The sequence below is a fragment of the Streptomyces sp. NPDC002018 genome, from assembly GCF_042890865.1.
Classification (GTDB): Bacteria; Actinomycetota; Actinomycetes; order Streptomycetales; family Streptomycetaceae; genus Streptomyces.
Map to the genome: position 1 here is coordinate 405,795 of NZ_JBIASO010000004.1, position 14,135 is coordinate 419,929.

Genomic DNA, 14,135 nt, shown 5'->3' on the forward strand with positions numbered 1-14,135 from the left:
CCGTGAGCACGCCCGAAGACAGTCCGCGCCCCGAGCCCGTGGACGTACCGCTGATCCAGATCGGCGCCCCGGCCCCGGCCGCCGCCGGCGGCTGCGGCGACGGCTGCGGCTGCTCCGGCGGCGAGGAGGGGTTCGGCCTCGCCGACCTGGAGTGCGGTCTCGACCCCGCCCTCGCCCAGCTTCTCGCCGACGCCGGCCTCGACCCCGTACAGGTCGAGGACATCGCCCATGTCGCCGTCGAGGAGGACCTCGACCACGGCGTGGACGTGACCACCGTGGCCACCGTCCCCGAGGACGCCGTCGCCACCGCCGACTTCACCGCGCGCGAGAGCGGTACGGTCGCGGGCCTGAACATCGCCGAGGCCGTTCTCTCCGTCGTCTGTACGGAGGAGTTCGCGGTGGAGCGGCATGTCGCGGACGGCGACCGCGTCGAGGCGGGACAGAAGCTGCTGAGCGTCACCACCCGTACCCGCGATCTGCTCACCGCCGAGCGCAGCGCGCTCAATCTGCTGTGCCGGCTGTCCGGTATCGCGACCGCCACGCGCGCCTGGGCGGACGCTCTCGAAGGCACCGGGGCCAGGGTCCGCGACACCCGCAAGACCACCCCGGGGCTGCGCGCGCTGGAGAAGTACGCGGTGCGCTGCGGCGGCGGCGTCAACCACCGGATGTCCCTCTCCGACGCGGCCCTGGTCAAGGACAACCACGTGGTCGCGGCGGGCGGGGTCGCCGAGGCGTTCAAGGCCGTACGGGACCGCTTCCCCGAGGTGCCGATCGAGGTGGAGGCCGACACCCTGGGGCAGGTGCGCGACGTGCTGGACGCGGGCGCCGATCTGATCCTGCTGGACAACTTCACCCCGGCCGCGACGGCGGAGGCCGTGGCCCTCGTCGGGGGCCGCGCGCTCCTGGAGTCCTCCGGGCGGCTCACCCTCGACAACGCCCGCGCCTACGCCGAGACGGGCGTCGACTTCCTGGCGGTCGGGGCGCTCACCCACTCCTCCCCGATCCTCGACATCGGCCTCGATCTGCGCGAGGTCGAGGCCTGATGCTGCTCACCATCGATGTCGGCAACACCCATACCGTGCTCGGTCTGTTCGACGGTGAGGAGATCGTCGAGCACTGGCGGATCTCCACCGACGCCCGCCGCACCGCCGACGAACTCGCCGTACTGCTCCAGGGTCTGATGGGGATGCACCCGCTGCTCGGCGAGGAGCTGGGCGACGGGATCGAGGGGATCGCGATCTGCTCGACGGTGCCCTCCGTGCTGCACGAGCTGCGCGAGGTGACCCGCCGCTACTACGGCGACGTCCCCGCGGTGCTCGTGGAGCCGGGCATCAAGACGGGTGTGCCGATCCTGATGGACAACCCCAAGGAGGTCGGCGCGGACCGCATCATCAACGCGGTCGCGGCGGTCGAGCTGTACGGCGGCCCGGCGATCGTCGTGGACTTCGGTACGGCGACGACCTTCGACGCGGTCAGCGCGCGGGGCGAGTACGCGGGCGGCGTCATCGCCCCGGGCATCGAGATCTCGGTCGAGGCGCTCGGCGTCAGGGGTGCCCAGCTCCGCAAGATCGAACTGGCCCGGCCGCGCAGTGTGATCGGCAAGAACACCGTCGAGGCGATGCAGTCCGGCATCCTCTACGGCTTCGCGGGCCAGGTCGACGGCGTGGTGGCGCGGATGGCCCGCGAACTGGCCGAGGACCCCGGCGAGGTCACCGTGATCGCGACCGGCGGCCTCGCCCCCATGGTCCTGGGCGAGGCCTCCGTGATCGACGAGCACGAGCCCTGGCTGACCCTGATCGGCCTGCGCCTGGTCTACGAACGGAACGTCTCCCGCATGTGAGCCGCCTCCCGGTCCGCTTCCCGGTCCGCCGGCCGGTCCGCTTCCCGGTCCGCCGGCCGGTCCGCCTCCCGGTCCGCCGCCCCGCCACGGCCGGGCGGCGGGCCCGGCGGCGGCATGGCCCGTTCGGCGGGCGGGCCGCGCCAGCGGAGAGGCGTTAAACGGATTTTGTCCCTTTGGCGCGTAGTGTCGCCGCATGCCCACGCCATACGGATCCCGCGGCGGCATGGTGTTCGGCGCCGAGGAGCTGCGAGTGCTCCGACGCGCCCTGGCCGTCGCCCTTCATCCCGTCCCGCTCCCGAACGAGGATGTCCAGGCCTGCCTGCGGCTCGCCGAATCCGTGGACGAGGCGGTACGGGAGGCCGGGCGGCTGCGGGCGTTCCTGCTGGCCGATCTCGCCCGGTACCGTGCGGCGCTGCCCGGCTCCCTCACCGGCTATCTGGAGCTGCTCCAGGACGCCCTGGCCGCCGGCTATGTCCCGCGGCCCGACGATCTCGCGGCCCTGCGCGCCCTGCGGGGCAATGCGGCCGCCGCCGCCCTCCTCGACCGCTGCCAGGCGCTCGCCGAGCGGTCCGTACGGGCCCGGCTCGCCGCCCGCTCCCCGGACCCGGGACCGGTGACCGCCACGGCCCCCGCTCCCCGTACCCGGCTCTTCGCGCTCCCCGGCGGCACGGCTTCCGGCGGCACGGGTCCCGTCAGGACGGGTCCCGTCAGGACGGCCTTCACCGGCCCTCGGAGCCGCGGTGGCGCCGGCCCCGCGCGCGGCGGCCGGTACCTCGCCTCCGACGAGCCGGAACAGCCCGGGGACCCCAGGGAGTCCAAGGACCCCGAGGAGCCCGAGGTGCCCGGGGTGCCCGGGGTGCCCGATGACCCCAAGGACCCCAGGGACCCCAGAGACAAAGACCCCGAGAAGGAGCCCCGCGAGCCGAAGGAGCCACGGAAGCCGGGGCCGCCGCGGCAGCCCGCGCCCGGCCGGCCGATGCCCAAGCCGTCCGAGGTCTTCCCGCCCCGCCGCCGGCCCTCGCCCCCGCCGGAGAAGCTGGCCGCCGGATAGCTACTCTGGACGGCATGGACTACGTATCCGCGCTCGTACCGCCCGTGGTGATGGCCGCCTTCTTCATCGGCCTGGTCGTGACGATCGTCAAGAGCCAGGGCGGGCCCAACAAGGCCAAGGAGGACGCGGCGGTCGACGCGGTCCTCGCGGCCCGGACGGACTCCGCCCAGCAGGGCGGCACACCCGGCACCCCGGGCCCCGGCGGCGTCTGAGCCGTCGGCGGGCCCCGCGCCGCGAGCGCCCGGCCGCGCCCGCGGAGAGCGGTCAGCGCCCGGCGGGCACTTCACCGTATGACCTGGACGTACGACTGATTCCCTGTCGTACGTCCTTTTTGTTACGTCAATAACCGGCCATTCGGACATCTCGCACTATGGTGAAGGCGTGCCCCGTCAATTGGGAGACCTGGAAGACGCCGTCATGACACGCGTCTGGCAATGGAACCGCCCGGTCACCGTCCGGGAAGTCCTCGAAGACCTTCAGCGGGAACGGTCCATCGCCTACACCACCGTCATGACCGTAATGGACAATCTCCATCAGAAGGGCTGGGTACGCAGGGAAGTCGAGGGCCGTGCGTATCGATATACGGCGGTCTCCACCCGGGCCGCGTACGCCGCGGCGCTGATGAACGAGGCATGGTCGAAGAGTGACAACCCGGCGGCGGCACTTGTCGCCTTCTTCGGCATGATGTCGCCCGAGCAGCGGCAGTCACTTCAGGACGCCGTCCGTATGGTCCGGGCGGACCGTCCGGAAGGCGACCCCCCTGAAGACGCCGTCGGGCCGCCTTCCGGGGGGTCCGAACGTCCCCCGGAGGCGGGGCGATAGCGTCCGGGGCATGCTCACACCCGTTCCGCTTCCCAATGCCGAAGCAAATGCCGTCACCGTCCGGCGGGCCAGGACCAGGGATGTGCCGGCCGTCCGCCGGCTGGTCGACCCTTACGTGAGCGAAGGCATCCTGCTCGACAAAGCACCGGTGACGCTTTACGAGGACATCCAGGAGTTCTGGGTCGCGGAACGGGCCGAGGACGCGAGTGTCATCGGCTGTGGTGCCTTGCATGTGATGTGGGAAGACCTCGCCGAAGTGCGCACACTCGCCGTGGATCCCGTGGTCAGGGGCGCGGGAGTAGGGCATCAACTACTTGACAAGCTGCTGGAGACCGCCCGCTGGCTCGGAGTGCGGCGCGTATTCTGCCTCACCTTCGAAGTCGAGTTCTTCGCGAAGCGCGGCTTCGTGGAGATCGGTGAGACGCCGGTGGACGGAGATGTCTACCGAGAGCTGCTGCGTTCCTATGACGAGGGTGTTGCGGAGTTCCTCGGTCTCGAACGGGTGAAGCCGAACACCTTGGGCAACAGCCGGATGCTTCTGCACCTGTGATCGCCCGACTCCTGCGCTGATCCCTATGTCCGAATCGCGCACGTTTCCCGTCTTCTTGCGGCACTGAACCTCTGCCGGGGGTTTGTGTTTTCCTGAGAAAAGCGGTTTCCTTTCCGCGTACTGCATTTTCGATGAAAGGAAATCCGGTGGCACAGAAGGTTCAGGTCCTTCTTGTCGATGACCTCGACGGCGGCGAGGCGGACGAGACAGTGACGTTCGCTCTGGACGGGAAGACCTACGAGATCGACCTCACTACCGCCAATGCGGACAAGCTGCGGGGGCTCCTCGATCCGTACACCAAGGGTGGCCGGCGTACGGGTGGCCGGGCCGCGGCCAGCCGTGGCAAGGGCCGTGTCGCCACGGGCGGGAACAAGGACACCGCGGAAATCCGCAAGTGGGCCAAGGAGAACGGCTACAGCGTCAACGACCGCGGCCGTGTTCCCGCCGAGATCCGTGAAGCCTACGAGAAGGCCAACGGCTGAGTATTCGTACGAAGCGTATTTCCGCGCGAAGTGCGCGACAACCGGGCCCGGTGGCACTCAGCCGCCGCCGCGTCCACGAGTCGTACGAGATCGGGGGCATCCCCACCACTGCCCCCGTGGCCGCCCCGCCCGCCGAGAGTGAGCGCCGGCAGCGTCGACTCCACCTCGAGTCCGGGCTCGGGGGGCCGCAGCCACACGGCGGCCCCCTGCGCGCCGACACCCGCGCCGACGCCGCGGGGCCGTCGCGGTGGCGCCGGGGCGGTGATCCGCCCGCCCGTGCCCAGAGCGGTCAACTCCAGGGCGATTCCGCCCCACTCCAGCCAGTCGAGCAGCCCCGGCAGCTCGTCCGCGCTCCCCGCGGCCACCAGCAGGGCGATGCGCCCGCCGGACAGCGCCACCGGCCCCGTCGGGCCGATCCGCCGCAGTACGGCCGCCCCCGCGTCCGCGGGCAACTCCAGCGCGTCGAAGCGGAGTCCGGTCGGCAGCAGGACCGGCGGCCCCGCCTCCGCCGCCCAGCCGAGTTCGGTCTCGTACCACCGTGCGAGATCGCCGTCGAGCGGGCCGCGAGGGGGCGGGACAGTGAGGGCCATGCCCGGAGCAACTCCCGACCCGCGCCCGGAGTTACGCTACGTCGGGACCCGATCGCACAGTGTTTCCGCGAGGGGGGCGCGCGGGCGCGTTCAGGAGCGCAAGGGTGTTCGCCCGTAGCGGAGGGAACAGGGGTGCGCCGCATGGACTGTCACTGCTTGCGGGTAAGACATTCCTAGTGGGAAGGGGCGACACGCGGTCCCGGGCGTCTTCGCGTTCGCCATCGGCGTACTGATGGTGAGGGTATCTGCCTGGCCTGCGGGAACATCGTCTCGCACCATCGGGTTGGAGCTGTTGTCCGGTGTTCGGGGCTGGGAGCCTGGGACAGGTAGTCGGCAGTTGGAATGAGCGGTCCCCGCTTGCGGGACTAAGCTGCGGAAGGACAGGGAGGGGACCGACCCCTTTACTGCCTGACCGCTCTGAGGAGCGATTAACGATGTTCGAGAGGTTCACCGACCGCGCGCGGCGGGTTGTCGTCCTGGCTCAGGAAGAAGCCCGGATGCTCAACCACAACTACATCGGCACCGAGCACATCCTCCTGGGCCTTATCCACGAGGGTGAGGGTGTCGCCGCTAAGGCCCTGGAGAGCCTCGGGATTTCGCTCGAGGCGGTCCGCCAGCAGGTGGAGGAGATCATCGGCCAGGGGCAGCAGGCCCCGTCTGGCCACATCCCCTTCACCCCCCGTGCCAAGAAGGTCCTGGAGCTTTCGCTCCGCGAGGCTCTTCAGCTCGGCCACAACTACATCGGCACGGAGCACATCCTGCTCGGCCTGATCCGCGAGGGCGAGGGCGTCGCCGCCCAGGTCCTCGTGAAGCTGGGCGCCGATCTCAACCGGGTGCGGCAGCAGGTCATCCAGCTGCTCTCCGGCTACCAGGGCAAGGAGGCCGCCACAGCGGGCGGTCCTGCCGAGGGCACGCCCTCCACGTCCCTGGTCCTCGACCAGTTCGGCCGGAATCTCACCCAGGCCGCCCGTGAATCCAAGCTCGACCCGGTCATCGGGCGCGAGAAGGAGATCGAGCGGGTCATGCAGGTGCTGTCCCGCCGTACGAAGAACAACCCGGTCCTCATCGGCGAGCCCGGCGTCGGCAAGACGGCGGTCGTCGAGGGACTGGCCCAGGCCATCGTCAAGGGCGAGGTGCCCGAGACCCTCAAGGACAAGCACCTCTACACCCTCGACCTGGGCGCGCTCGTCGCGGGCTCCCGCTACCGCGGTGACTTCGAGGAGCGTCTGAAGAAGGTCCTCAAGGAGATCCGCACCCGCGGCGACATCATCCTGTTCATCGACGAGCTGCACACCCTGGTGGGTGCCGGCGCCGCCGAGGGCGCGATCGACGCGGCGAGCATCCTCAAGCCGATGCTGGCCCGCGGTGAGCTCCAGACCATCGGTGCGACCACGCTCGACGAGTACCGCAAGCACCTGGAGAAGGACGCGGCGCTGGAGCGCCGCTTCCAGCCCATCCAGGTCGCGGAGCCGTCGCTGCCGCACACGATCGAGATCCTCAAGGGCCTGCGCGACCGGTACGAGGCGCACCACCGCGTGTCCATCACGGACTCCGCGCTGGTCGCCGCCGCCACCCTCGCCGACCGCTACATCTCGGACCGCTTCCTGCCGGACAAGGCGATCGACCTGATCGACGAGGCCGGTTCCCGGATGCGCATCCGCCGGATGACCGCGCCGCCGGACCTCCGTGAGTTCGACGAGAAGATCGCGGGTGTCCGCCGCGACAAGGAGTCGGCGATCGACTCCCAGGACTTCGAGAAGGCCGCCTCTCTCCGTGACAAGGAGAAGCAGCTCCTGGCCGCGAAGACCAAGCGGGAGAAGGAGTGGAAGGCCGGCGACATGGATGTCGTCGCCGAGGTGGACGAGGAGCTGATCGCCGAGGTCCTGGCGACGGCGACCGGCATCCCGGTCTTCAAGCTCACCGAGGAGGAGTCCTCGCGCCTGCTCCGCATGGAGGACGAGCTGCACAAGCGCGTCATCGGGCAGAAGGACGCCATCAAGGCGCTCTCGCAGGCCATCCGCCGTACGCGGGCCGGTCTGAAGGACCCCAAGCGTCCCGGTGGCTCGTTCATCTTCGCCGGTCCGTCCGGTGTCGGTAAGACCGAGCTGTCCAAGACGCTCGCCGAATTCCTCTTCGGTGACGAGGACGCGCTGATCGCTCTCGACATGTCGGAGTTCAGCGAGAAGCACACGGTGTCGCGTCTCTTCGGTTCTCCCCCCGGATACGTGGGTTACGAAGAGGGCGGCCAGCTCACCGAGAAGGTGCGCAGGAAGCCGTTCTCCGTCGTCCTCTTCGACGAGGTCGAGAAGGCCCACCCCGATATCTTCAATTCCCTTCTCCAGATCCTGGAGGACGGTCGGCTGACCGACTCCCAGGGCCGGGTCGTGGACTTCAAGAACACGGTCATCATCATGACGACCAACCTCGGGACGCGGGACATCTCCAAGGGGTTCAACCTGGGCTTCGCGGCGCAGGGTGACACCAAGACCAACTACGAGCGGATGAAGAACAAGGTCAACGAAGAGCTGAAGCAGCACTTCCGGCCCGAGTTCCTCAACCGTGTCGACGACACGGTCGTCTTCCACCAGCTCACCGAGGAAGACATCATCCAGATCGTCGATCTGATGGTCGCCAAGGTGGACGAGCGTCTGAAGGACCGGGACATGGGCCTCGAGCTCAGCCCGTCCGCCAAGTCGCTGCTCGCCAAGAAGGGTTACGACCCGGTCCTGGGCGCCCGGCCGCTGCGCCGGACGATCCAGCGCGAGATCGAGGACATCCTCTCCGAGAAGATCCTCTTCGGAGAGCTGCGCCCCGGTCACATCGTGGTCGTGGACACCGAGGGCGAGGGGGAGGCGAAGGCCTTCACCTTCCGCGGCGAGGAGAAGTCGCCTCTGCCGGATGTTCCTCCGATCGAGCAGGCGGCGGGCGGCGGTCCGAACCTGACGAAGGACGTCTGACAGGGACGCGTGAGGCCGCTCAGGCCCTTCCGGCGCTGAGTGACTGACTGAAGGGGCTGCCCCGGACCGTTTCACGCGGTCCGGGGCAGCCCTTTGTCGCCGTGCGGGCGCTTTGTCCTCGTACGGGCGCCCCGTGCGCCGGGCCCTTGGTCCCGAACCGGACAGCCCTTCGGCCCGGTGCCCGTGATATGACGCACAGGCGTTCGCGGGTCTACGAGCCGGGTTAGTGGCGGGGACGGCCTCGGCCGGGACGTTCGGCCCCCGGCCGGGCGGGTCCTTCAGCGCCGCGGCGCCTGCGGTGCGTCCGGCCCGAGGGGATGCCGGTTTTCCGCCCCTTTCACCTGGTGCTAAACATATTTATTTCGGTCCATAACGGCGCACCGTGCTCGGGCGTGGCGGGGAATCGAGCGGCGGATCAAACGGGACATTTCTACGAGGTGATGTCGTAGATGGGGCGTTTTGGTATGTGATGGGGTCCGGGTTACCAAGGTGGGGTCAGCCCGGCGCACAGGTGCCGGGCCCCTTGATGCCCGGAGGTTTCCGCATGTCGCCGCGCAAGCTGTCCCGTCTCACCCGCTCGTCCGTCCTTCGTACCCGTGCCGGTGTCCTGGCTGCCGGACTCGGAGTGTCGTTGGCGGCCGGAACCGGGGCCGCGTTCGCCGCGACCGGCGGCGACGCTCCCGCCAGTTCGTCCGTCACCGCGGCCGCCGTCCAGCAGCAGGCCGCTGTGCAGAGCAAGGCCGTCTCCAAGGCGGGCGTCAAGGCCGACGCCAAGGCGGCGGAGTCCAAGGCCAAGGCGACTGCCAAGAAGGCCGTTTCCTGGACCGATCCGGTCGTCAAGTACACGCTGAGCGCGACCTTCGGCCGCGGCGGCAGCATGTGGGCCGCCAAGCACTCCGGCCAGGACTTCGCCGTACCGCTCGGCACCCCGGTGCGCGTCGTCCACAGCGGTACGGTCGTCAAGGCCGGCCCCTACGGCGCCGGTGACGGTCCCGCGTACGGCAACGCGATAGTGGTCAAGCACGCGAACGGTACGTACTCCCAGTACGCGCATCTGTCGAAGATCAAGGTGTATGTGGGCCAGCAGGTGAGGACGGGCCAGCAGATCGGTCTGTCCGGCAACACCGGCAACTCCAGCGGTCCGCACCTGCACTTCGAGATCCGTACGACCCCGAACTACGGCTCCGCCGTCAACCCCGTGAACTTCCTGCGCTCGGTCGGCGTCAAGGTGTGACCCGATGGGCCCGGCTGATCAGTTCGGTGGAGACCTCAAGGATGGCCTGGCGCTTCTCCTCGGGGTCTCCTTCGACTTCCCGGAGGGCGAACTGGCCGGCGTGCATGGTGAAGAGCGCGCTGATGCAGCGGACGCGGTCCGTCAGGGACGCCTCCGGGTCCTGGATCAGATCCATCAGGTCGATCATGCGGCTCTTGAACGTCTCGCCGATGCTCAGATCGCGCACCGTCGCCTGGTTCTCCTGCATGAAGCGGAAGAGCGGGGTCGCCCGCGTCAGCGCGTCGCTGTAGCGGCGCAGGATCTCCTGCTTGGTCTCCAGCGTGTGCGGCTGGGTCCGGCCCCAGGCGATCAGCTCGTCGATCGGGCGGGTCAGATCCTCGAAGATGCTGACCAGGATGTCTTCCTTGGTCTTGAAGTGGTAGTACAGCGCCGCCTTGGTGACGTCCAGCCGCTCGGCGATCTCCCGCAGCGAGGTCTTCTCGTACCCCTGCTCGGCGAAGAGCTCCATCGCGATGTCCTGGATGGCCTGACGGGTGTTGCTCCGCCGCGGCTGCTGTGTGCTGCCCATGGTGCTCTCCCGAGGAATAACTTACTTGACGCCCGGCAAGTAAGAGGTCTACCTTCCCCAGTGTAGTCAGCTTGCCGGGCGGCAAGTAAGTGTCAGGGGAGCGCAGGGGAGTGGGCAACATGAGTCCGACCGGGAAACAGACGGGGAAGGGCCGGCCGACGGACAGTGTCGAGACCGTGGCCGGGCCCGGGACGGTGACCTCCGACGGCCCGGGGGCGCCGGAGAGCGGGGCGGCCAAGGCCGGGCCCCAGCAGCGCAGTGTGCGCGTGGTCCTGCTCGCGCTGATGATCGCGATGCTGCTGGCCATGCTGGACAACATGATCGTCGGTACGGCGATGCCGACCATCGTCGGTGAGCTGGGCGGGCTGGAACATCTGTCCTGGGTGGTCACCGCGTACACCCTGGCGACCGCCGCCTCCACCCCGATCTGGGGCAAGCTCGGCGACATGTACGGACGCAAGGGCGTCTTCCTCGCCTCGATCGTGATCTTCCTGATCGGGTCCGTGCTGAGCGGTATGGCCCAGGACATGGGACAGCTCATCGGTTTCCGTGCCGTCCAGGGTCTGGGCGCCGGCGGTCTGATGGTCGGTGTCATGGCGATCATCGGTGATCTGATACCGCCCCGGGAGCGGGGCAAGTACCAGGGCATGATGGCCGGTGTGATGGCGCTCGCCATGATCGGCGGACCGCTGGTCGGCGGCACCATCACCGACCACCTCGGCTGGCGCTGGAGCTTCTACATCAATCTGCCGCTGGGCGCGGTCGCGCTGGTGATGATCACCGCCGTACTGCATCTGCCCGCCAAGGACCGGTCGAAGGTCAAGGTCGACTACCTCGGGGCCGCGCTGCTGACCATCGGCATCACCTCGATCGTGCTGGTCACCACCTGGGGCGGTACGGAGTACGCCTGGGGCTCGGCCATGATCATGGAACTGATCGCGATCGGGGTCGTCTCGCTGGTCGGCTTCGTCGTCGTACAGACCAAGGCCGCCGAGCCGATCATGCCGCTGCACATCTTCCGCAGCCGCAACTTCACCCTGATGTCGGTGATCGGGTTCCTGACCGGTTTCGTGATGTTCGGCGCGGTGCTCTTCCTGCCGCTCTACCAGCAGTCCGTCCAGGGCGCCTCGGCCACCAACTCCGGTCTGCTGCTCCTGCCGATGCTGCTGTCGATGATGGTCGTCTCGCTCATCGCGGGCCGGGTCACCACCAACAGCGGCAAGTACAAGATCTTCCCGATCATCGGCGGCGGACTGATGGTCGTCGGGCTGTTCCTGCTGGCCCAGATGGACACCGGCACCTCCCGGGTGACCTCCGGCGTCTATATGGCGGTCCTCGGCGCCGGTATGGGCTTCCTGATGCAGATCACCATGCTGGTCGCGCAGAACAGCGTCGAGCTGAAGGACATGGGGGTCGCCTCGTCCGCGACCACCCTCTTCCGTACGCTGGGCAGCTCGTTCGGTGTCGCCATCATGGGGGCGCTGTTCACCACGCGGGTGCAGGACCAGATGGCCTCCGCGGGCGGTTCGGGCGCCACCCAGCAGTCCGCGCAGCTCGACGCGGCGAGCCTGGCGAAGCTGCCGGACGCGGTGCGCGAGGCCTATCAGGTCGCGGTCTCGTCCGGTACGCACGCCGCCTTCACCCTCGGCGCGTCGATCGCGGTGCTCGGATTCGTCGCGGCCTTCTTCGTCAAGGAGGTCCCGCTGAGGGGCGCCGGACCGCAGGCGGCCGACGAGGCTCCCGTGCTGGACAGCAAGGTCCCGCAGTCCGCCTGATCCGCCTCCCGCCGCGTGCTCCGTACGCGGGGACTCCGGCCCCCGGCCCCGCACGGCCCCCGGCGCACCCGCGCCGGGGGCCGTCGGCGGTTTCCGGTCCGGCCCGGCGGGACGTTCGCGGCACGCGCCGGTCAGGAGATCCTGAGTACCGGGAAGCTGCCCGTGGCCGTCGGGGCGTGTTCCGGGAGCCAGAGGACCGCGATGGCACCCCCCGCGCCTCCGACCCCCGCGCCTCCGATCCCCGCGCCTCCGCCTCCGATCCCGGCGCCTCCGGTCCCCGCGCGTGCCGCCGCGCCCTCCGGTTCCGCGTTGCGGAAGGTGAGCCGGGCCCCGAGGACCCGCGCCTGGCCGGCCGCGATGGTCAGGCCCAGACCGTGCCCATGGCCCGCGCGGTCGCTGGCGCCCGTACGGAACCGGCTCGGGCCCTCGCGCAGCAGGGCCCCGGGGAAGCCGGGGCCGTGGTCCCGTACGCGCACGACCCGGCCCTCGACCGTGACCTCGACCGGTGCGGCGCCGTGCTCGGCGGCGTTGGCCAGCAGATTGCCGAGGATGCGTTCGAGCCGCCGCGGGTCGGTGTTCACCCAGGACTCGCGCGCCACCGTGACCTCGATCCCGGAGGCGAGCAGGGCCACCCGCCGCTCGACGAACTCGCCGAGGGCGATCTCCTGGAGTTCGGCGCGCTCCGACGCGCTGTCGAGCCTGGCCACCTCCAGCACGTCCTCGACCAGGGTCCGCATGGCCTGAGCCCGGTCCCGCACCAGCTCGCTGGGGCGGCCGGGCGGCAGCAGCTCGGCCGCCGTGAGCAGGCCCGTCACCGGGGTGCGCAGCTCATGGGCGATGTCCGCGGTGACCCGGCGCTCCGCCTCGATCCGTTCGTGGAGGGCGTCGGTCAGCGCGTCCACCGCGCGGGCCAGGTCGTCCGTCTCGTCGCGGACGACTCCGCCGACGGCGTCCCCGACCCGTACGTCCGTGTTGCCCCGCGCGACCCGGGCCGCCGCGCCCGCGGCCCTGCGCAGCCGGCGGGAGAGCTGCCCACCGATCAGCACCCCCAGGGCGCAGCCCCCGAAGACCACCGAGACCGAACCGATGATCAGGGAGCGGTCCAGATCCTCGATGATGGTGGCGCTGCGGTCGGTGGACCTGCTGTGCAGCGAGAGCACGGTGCCATTCCCCATCGGGACGGCCGCCCAGACGTCGGGCACCCCGCTCGCGCTCTCCTCCACATAGGTCGCGCGCCGGCCCTGCCGCATCTTGGCGCGCAGGTCGTGCGGGAGCGCGGGGTCATTGACCACCGTGCCGAACCTCGGCTCCTTGGTCGAGTCGTACAGCCGCTCCGCGAACAGCAGCCGTTCGAGCTGCACCTCACGCGCGTTGTCGAGCATCGAGACCCGGGCCGAGTTGTGGACCACCAGACTCAGCGCCACCGCGACCAGCGCGCCCACGGCGGCGATCGCGATGCTGATCTTCCAGCGCACGCCGGTGCGCAGGGCGAGCCGTCTCATCGGGGGACCCGTTCCGTACGGTGCGTGCTGTCAGGGGTCATACCGTGCGCCGTCTCATGCCCTGAGCTTGTAGCCGAAGCCGCGGACCGTGTCGATCCTGTCCTGTCCGATCTTGGTGCGCAGCCGCTGGACATGGACGTCCACGACCCGGGTGTCGCCGCCCCAGCCGTAGTCCCAGACCCGCTCCAGCAGTCTGTCGCGGGAGAGCACGGTCCCCGGCGCGGCCGAGAACTCCAGCAGCAGCCGCATCTCCGTCGGGGTCAGCGCGACCGGCTCACCGGCCCTGCGCACCTCCATGCCGTCCGTGTCGACCTCCAGCTCGCCGAAGGTCAGCACACCACGGCCGCCGGGCTCGTCCCGCCCGTTCCCGTCCTGCGCCGCGGGGCCGCCCGCGTGGCCGAAGCGGCGCAGTACGGCCCGGATCCTGGCGACCAGCACCGCCCCGTCGAAGGGCTTGGTCACATAGTCGTCGGCGCCGGCCTCCAGGCCGAGCACCACATCGATGGCGTCGGCGCGCGCCGACAGCATGATCACGGGCACGGTCGACTCGTCGCGGATACGCCGGCACAGGCTGACGCCGTCCAGACCGGGGACCATCACATCGAGCAGCGCGATGTGCGGCCGGTCGGCGCGGAACGACTCCAGCCCGGAGAGCCCGTCGGGCCTGGCGGTGACCACGAAGCCGACGCGTTCCAGCGCGAGCTGGGTGGCCTCGCGGATGACATCGTCGTCCTCGACGAACAGCACACGGGTCCCGGCCATCC

At 69.8% G+C, this 14,135-nt stretch carries 14 protein-coding genes; 10 read left to right on the forward strand and 4 right to left on the reverse strand.

All coding sequences use genetic code 11. The annotated features are described in order from the left end of the window. Positions 1 to 2: 2 nt before the first annotated feature. The 7 genes from nadC to ACFYYH_RS09410 all read left to right on the forward strand — a co-directional run bounded on the left by nadC (position 3) and on the right by ACFYYH_RS09410 (position 4,745). Positions 3 to 1,043, forward strand: coding sequence for a carboxylating nicotinate-nucleotide diphosphorylase (gene nadC / locus ACFYYH_RS09380; RefSeq protein WP_388548034.1), 1,041 nt, complete (start codon positions 3 to 5; stop codon positions 1,041 to 1,043). Continuing rightward, complete coding sequence (locus ACFYYH_RS09385) at positions 1,043 to 1,840, forward strand: type III pantothenate kinase (RefSeq protein ID WP_388548036.1); 798 nt, start codon at positions 1,043 to 1,045, stop codon at positions 1,838 to 1,840. The genes nadC and ACFYYH_RS09385 overlap by 1 nt, the downstream gene beginning before the upstream one ends. 223 nt (positions 1,841 to 2,063) lie before the next feature. After that, positions 2,064 to 2,891: a hypothetical protein gene (locus tag ACFYYH_RS09390; protein ID WP_388548130.1), complete on the forward strand. Its 828-nt coding sequence runs from the start codon at positions 2,064 to 2,066 to the stop codon at positions 2,889 to 2,891. Positions 2,892 to 2,905: 14 nt separating this feature from the next. Further along, positions 2,906 to 3,103, forward strand: coding sequence for a hypothetical protein (locus ACFYYH_RS09395; RefSeq protein ID WP_388548039.1), 198 nt, complete (start codon positions 2,906 to 2,908; stop codon positions 3,101 to 3,103). 169 nt (positions 3,104 to 3,272) lie between these two features. Continuing rightward, complete coding sequence (locus tag ACFYYH_RS09400; protein WP_388548041.1) at positions 3,273 to 3,713, forward strand: BlaI/MecI/CopY family transcriptional regulator; 441 nt, start codon at positions 3,273 to 3,275, stop codon at positions 3,711 to 3,713. A gap of 10 nt (positions 3,714 to 3,723) precedes the next feature. After that, positions 3,724 to 4,263, forward strand: coding sequence for an amino-acid N-acetyltransferase (locus ACFYYH_RS09405; RefSeq protein ID WP_388548042.1), 540 nt, complete (start codon positions 3,724 to 3,726; stop codon positions 4,261 to 4,263). A 146-nt stretch (positions 4,264 to 4,409) separates the two neighbouring features. Continuing rightward, entirely contained in the window at positions 4,410 to 4,745 is a 336-nt protein-coding gene (locus tag ACFYYH_RS09410) for an Lsr2 family protein (RefSeq protein WP_066953721.1), read from the forward strand. Here the strand turns inward: ACFYYH_RS09410 and ACFYYH_RS09415 are convergent. After that, positions 4,724 to 5,335, reverse strand: coding sequence for an SCO3374 family protein (locus tag ACFYYH_RS09415; RefSeq protein WP_388548045.1), 612 nt, complete (start codon positions 5,333 to 5,335; stop codon positions 4,724 to 4,726). The two genes, ACFYYH_RS09410 and ACFYYH_RS09415, sit on opposite strands and share 22 nt — an antisense overlap. A gap of 434 nt (positions 5,336 to 5,769) precedes the next feature. Here ACFYYH_RS09415 and ACFYYH_RS09420 point away from each other — a divergent pair, with 434 nt between their 5' ends. Further along, complete coding sequence (locus tag ACFYYH_RS09420; RefSeq protein ID WP_388548047.1) at positions 5,770 to 8,292, forward strand: ATP-dependent Clp protease ATP-binding subunit; 2,523 nt, start codon at positions 5,770 to 5,772, stop codon at positions 8,290 to 8,292. A gap of 544 nt (positions 8,293 to 8,836) precedes the next feature. After that, positions 8,837 to 9,526: a M23 family metallopeptidase gene (locus ACFYYH_RS09425; protein WP_388548049.1), complete on the forward strand. Its 690-nt coding sequence runs from the start codon at positions 8,837 to 8,839 to the stop codon at positions 9,524 to 9,526. Here ACFYYH_RS09425 and ACFYYH_RS09430 read toward each other — a convergent pair. Beyond that, positions 9,516 to 10,094: a TetR/AcrR family transcriptional regulator gene (locus ACFYYH_RS09430; RefSeq protein WP_388548050.1), complete on the reverse strand. Its 579-nt coding sequence runs from the start codon at positions 10,092 to 10,094 to the stop codon at positions 9,516 to 9,518. The two genes, ACFYYH_RS09425 and ACFYYH_RS09430, sit on opposite strands and share 11 nt — an antisense overlap. Positions 10,095 to 10,213: 119 nt before the next feature. Here ACFYYH_RS09430 and ACFYYH_RS09435 point away from each other — a divergent pair, with 119 nt between their 5' ends. Next, the gene (locus ACFYYH_RS09435) at positions 10,214 to 11,869 is read left to right on the forward strand and encodes an MDR family MFS transporter (protein WP_388548052.1); all 1,656 of its coding nucleotides are present in this window, start codon (positions 10,214 to 10,216) and stop codon (positions 11,867 to 11,869) included. 131 nt (positions 11,870 to 12,000) lie between these two features. On the opposite strand, the gene cseC is transcribed toward ACFYYH_RS09435, so the two are convergent. Both cseC and cseB read right to left on the reverse strand, forming a co-directional pair. After that, positions 12,001 to 13,371, reverse strand: a complete 1,371-nt coding sequence (gene cseC, locus ACFYYH_RS09440) for a two-component system sensor histidine kinase CseC (protein WP_388548054.1) — start codon at positions 13,369 to 13,371, stop codon at positions 12,001 to 12,003. 54 nt (positions 13,372 to 13,425) lie between these two features. Continuing rightward, a complete protein-coding gene (cseB, locus tag ACFYYH_RS09445) occupies positions 13,426 to 14,133 on the reverse strand; it encodes a two-component system response regulator CseB (RefSeq protein WP_388548055.1) in 708 nt (235 codons plus the stop codon). Between the last annotated feature and the right edge of the window lie 2 nt (positions 14,134 to 14,135).